Origin of the sequence: Brevibacterium sp. VCM10, from assembly GCF_000583215.1 — a bacterium.
GTDB classification, from domain to species: Bacteria; Actinomycetota; Actinomycetes; order Actinomycetales; family Brevibacteriaceae; genus Brevibacterium; species Brevibacterium linens.
Window position 1 is genome coordinate 1 of the sequence record NZ_JAJB01000056.1, and the last position, 3,523, is coordinate 3,523.

The 3,523-nt window shown below is 67.6% G+C and carries 2 protein-coding genes; both read left to right on the plus strand.

From position 1 onward, the window contains the following. A partial coding sequence (locus AD89_RS20200; protein WP_025780374.1) for a hypothetical protein occupies positions 1–362 on the plus strand: 362 nt, incomplete at its 5' end. A gap of 146 nt (positions 363–508) precedes the next feature. Further along, positions 509–3,523, plus strand: a 3,015-nt coding sequence (locus AD89_RS19445) for an FtsK/SpoIIIE domain-containing protein (RefSeq protein ID WP_025780375.1), incomplete at its 3' end; no start/stop codon positions are given.

Sequence of the window (3,523 nt, forward strand, 5' to 3'; positions counted from 1 at the left end):
TGCTGCTGGCCTTCCTCATCGCCGCCCTGACCGATCTGCACATGGCACGCCGTGAGCTGCAGGGGCTGGCCGACTCTGCGGCGCTGGCCGCCTCCGACTCGTTCGAACCGGCTCCCGGCGACGATCCCGGTCTCGTATTCTCACCTTCAGCGGCCAAACGCGCCGCCGGACGGTACCTCGACGCGGTGCCGACTCCGAAGGACATGGGCGATCTGCGGTTGAGCGCCGATGCGGATGGGGCGCATTCGGTGCGCATCCGCATCGAGGCACGCTACTCTCCGGCGCTGCTCTCACCGTTCGTGCCCGGTCTCATCGACCTCCACGCCACCGCTTATGCCCGGGGCGCCCTGCGCCTCGACTGATCGTGGCCCGTCGGCGTCACTTCGCCTCCGATACCTGTGGATGCCGGACCCACTCACACGCCTTGAGGCTGTGGATGCCCGCACCGTTTCCACAGGATGTTTTCTCTCACTTGCCCGACCAGTGCGATCGCGGTGAGTCTGTGGGCATGAGAACTCTGGGCCTCGTCCACCGCCTCGAGACGAACGGAGCCGTCACGAGCATCAGCGTCGAAGCTGATTCAGCCCAACCGGCCGTCGCCGTCTTCCGGTCTGCCCTCGGACCCGAGTTGACGCATCAAGACCTCATCACCGGCAACCGGCTCGAGAATCGCAGCGTCGAGTCGATCAGCTGGGGTCACTGGCAGCGACTCAATCCGATCACCGTCGTCGGGGCGGACTCTCTGCGCACTGCCGACACCTGTGCCGTCTCCGCACGGACGAGCGTATCCGTCCTGGCGGGGCCCGACTCCGGCTTCACTCTGAGCCTCGACCCTCGGCGAGCCTGCCTGTCCCGACTGTCCCACACCGATTGCCTGACCGTCATTGACCCCAGCATCTCCCGCACCCCACAGCCGCTGCGACTCGATGCCACAGGAGATCAGCCCACAATGCGATTGGGAACGACTGTGCTCGCACCGGGCACAGCAGATGGTTCGTCCGCCCGTGCTTCGTCCTCGACCGCCCATTCGACTCCGCCGATCCGGTCCCCGCCGCTGCACCACAGCGATGACATCCACATCGCCCCGAAGACGATCGACGATCCTCGGCCGGCCAGACCCCCACAATGGTGGACGTTCCTCATCCCCGTCGGCATCGGCGTGGTGCTGGCCGTGGCCACCGGAATGTGGTGGTTCCTCCTCTTCAGCGTCTCGGCCCCGCTCTCCGGGTGGGTCGCCTACCTGGTGGAGAAGAAGCGCTTCACTCGTGACAGCGCACAATGCCGACTCGACCGTGACGAAGCGTTGGCCGAGGCGCGAGCCAGGCTGCGCCGGCTCGAGGCGGCGCAGCGACACAGGATCTTCTCTTCCTCTGGCCTGTGCCTGGGTTTCGGGACGGTGTTCAGCGACCTCATCATCGACGGACAGCTGCAGGACGGAACCGACCACGTCGACGGTCGAGTTGTCTGCGCCGATATGCCGATCCGCATCGATCCGCGCACAACGACGGTCACCGTCAGCGGGACACCGACAGTCCTGCGCACCATGGCCTTCGCCTGGCTGGCCGACCGGCGGTTCAGATGGCGGCCGGAGTCCGAACTGGCACTGCTGCCGGAATTGGCAGGCACCGAGTTCTCCGACGACTGCGCATCGACCACGGTCCGGTCCGGTACCCGCGCAGACACCAACGTGGACGATCCCATCTCGGTCACCCTCGACGAGGAGGTCGACCCCGCCGTTCTCACGCTCACCGCCCCGCATGCCGGCTCTGCGGTCTCGATGACGGTCGGCACCCTCGCGCAGGCTCGCACCACGTCCTCGACTGCTCCCGGCGGCCCGGTACCCGGACGGACGTTCATCGCCACGCTCATGCCGGCCGCACGATTCGTCACCCTGAACTGTGGCCGCTCTGCCGATACCGGCACCCGCGCCTGGCCCGACCACGGGCTCGGCGAACTCTGCGACGATGCGCCCGAATCCATTCGGAACCGGTGGCGGTCTCCCGCCGCGGGGCCGGTGCCGATCGGTCGCGGAACCGACGGTGAGACCGGCATCGATCTGTTCTCCGACGGTCCCCACGCTCTCGTCGCCGGCACCACGGGCAGCGGGAAATCCCTGCTCCTGCAGACATGGCTGCTGTCGATGGCCTTGGCACAGCCGCCGCGGCGACTGCGCTTCGTGCTCATCGACTTCAAGGGCGGGGCCACGTTCTCACCACTGCAGAAGCTGCCGCACACCGACAGTGTGCTCGACGATTTCGACTCCGGACTCGCCTTTCGCGCTCTCGTCTCGGTGCGCGCCGAGATCACCCATCGGGAACGACTGCTGGCCGATCACGGGTGCGCCGATGTCGCCGACCTCGCCGACCCTCCCCCACGCCTCGTCGTCGTCATCGACGAGTTCCATGCACTCATTGCGACCCACCCCCGAGCCGCCGACCTGCTTGAACACCTCACCGCCCTGGGCAGGTCCCTCGGCGTTCACCTCATTCTCGCCACTCAGCGCCCCATGGGCGTCGTGACCGGGCAGATGAAGGCGAACATCAACGTCCGCGTGTGCCTGCGAGTGCGCGATGAGACCGATTCCTTCGACGTCATCGGCTCCGAGGCGGGTGCGTTCCTGCCCGCGGACAAGCCCGGCGCCGCCTGCCTGGACTCCGGGATCAGCGTCACCCGGTTCCGCGTGGCGGTGCCGTTCGGAGATGACACCCACGCCGAGACGGCCCTCCGACCCCGTATTCGCTCCTGGGGTCGGGGACCGGTTCCGTCCCTGGCCGGCGGCGTCGTCGGCGTCGACGTCGATAACATCGTCACAGCGGCCGGGGACAGTGCCGATCCCGGGGAACCGTCGGTCCAGCGGCAGGTGGTGCTGCCGCCCCTGCCGGAACCGGACGAGGCGGCAGGCGGTGAACCTTTCGCCGGGGTCACAGGGATCGTCGATGTTCCCAGTCAGCAGCGGCAGGAGATGTGGACATTCGACCCGGATGCGGACGGTTCCACGATCCTCACGGGCGGCAGCCCGGACACCGTGGAATCCGTGCTCGCGACCATGGCACGAGCGGCCGCCCCGACCCGACGGATCATCGCAATCGGCAGGATCGCCCCAGCCCTCGACTGGGCCGAGATCAGCTGCGGCATGAACACTGGCTGGCAGATTCAGGCGGTTCTCGACCATCTCGCGGCCGGTGCGGATCCGGGCAGGTTCCCGCACGACGGCAGAGGCGCCGATGCCCCGACGAGTTCGGGGCCGAGTCGACAGCCGCCGAGCCTGCTCGTGTGCAGCAATTGGGCCGAATTCGTCGACTCGCTCGACCACTGCTGGGCCGAACGAGCCGAACGTCTGCTCGGGCACGGTGCCGGATCAGATCTCGTTTTCCTGCTCGCCGGGTGCCGGAACATGACGAGCAGAAGCTCGCGGTTCGCCACTCAGATCATCTTTCCTCCCGAGGCCGGGGACGACGGGACGAGTGTCGGACTCAGCCGCCAGCGATTCGCCGGCAGATGGCCGGATCTGCGCGCCGTCATC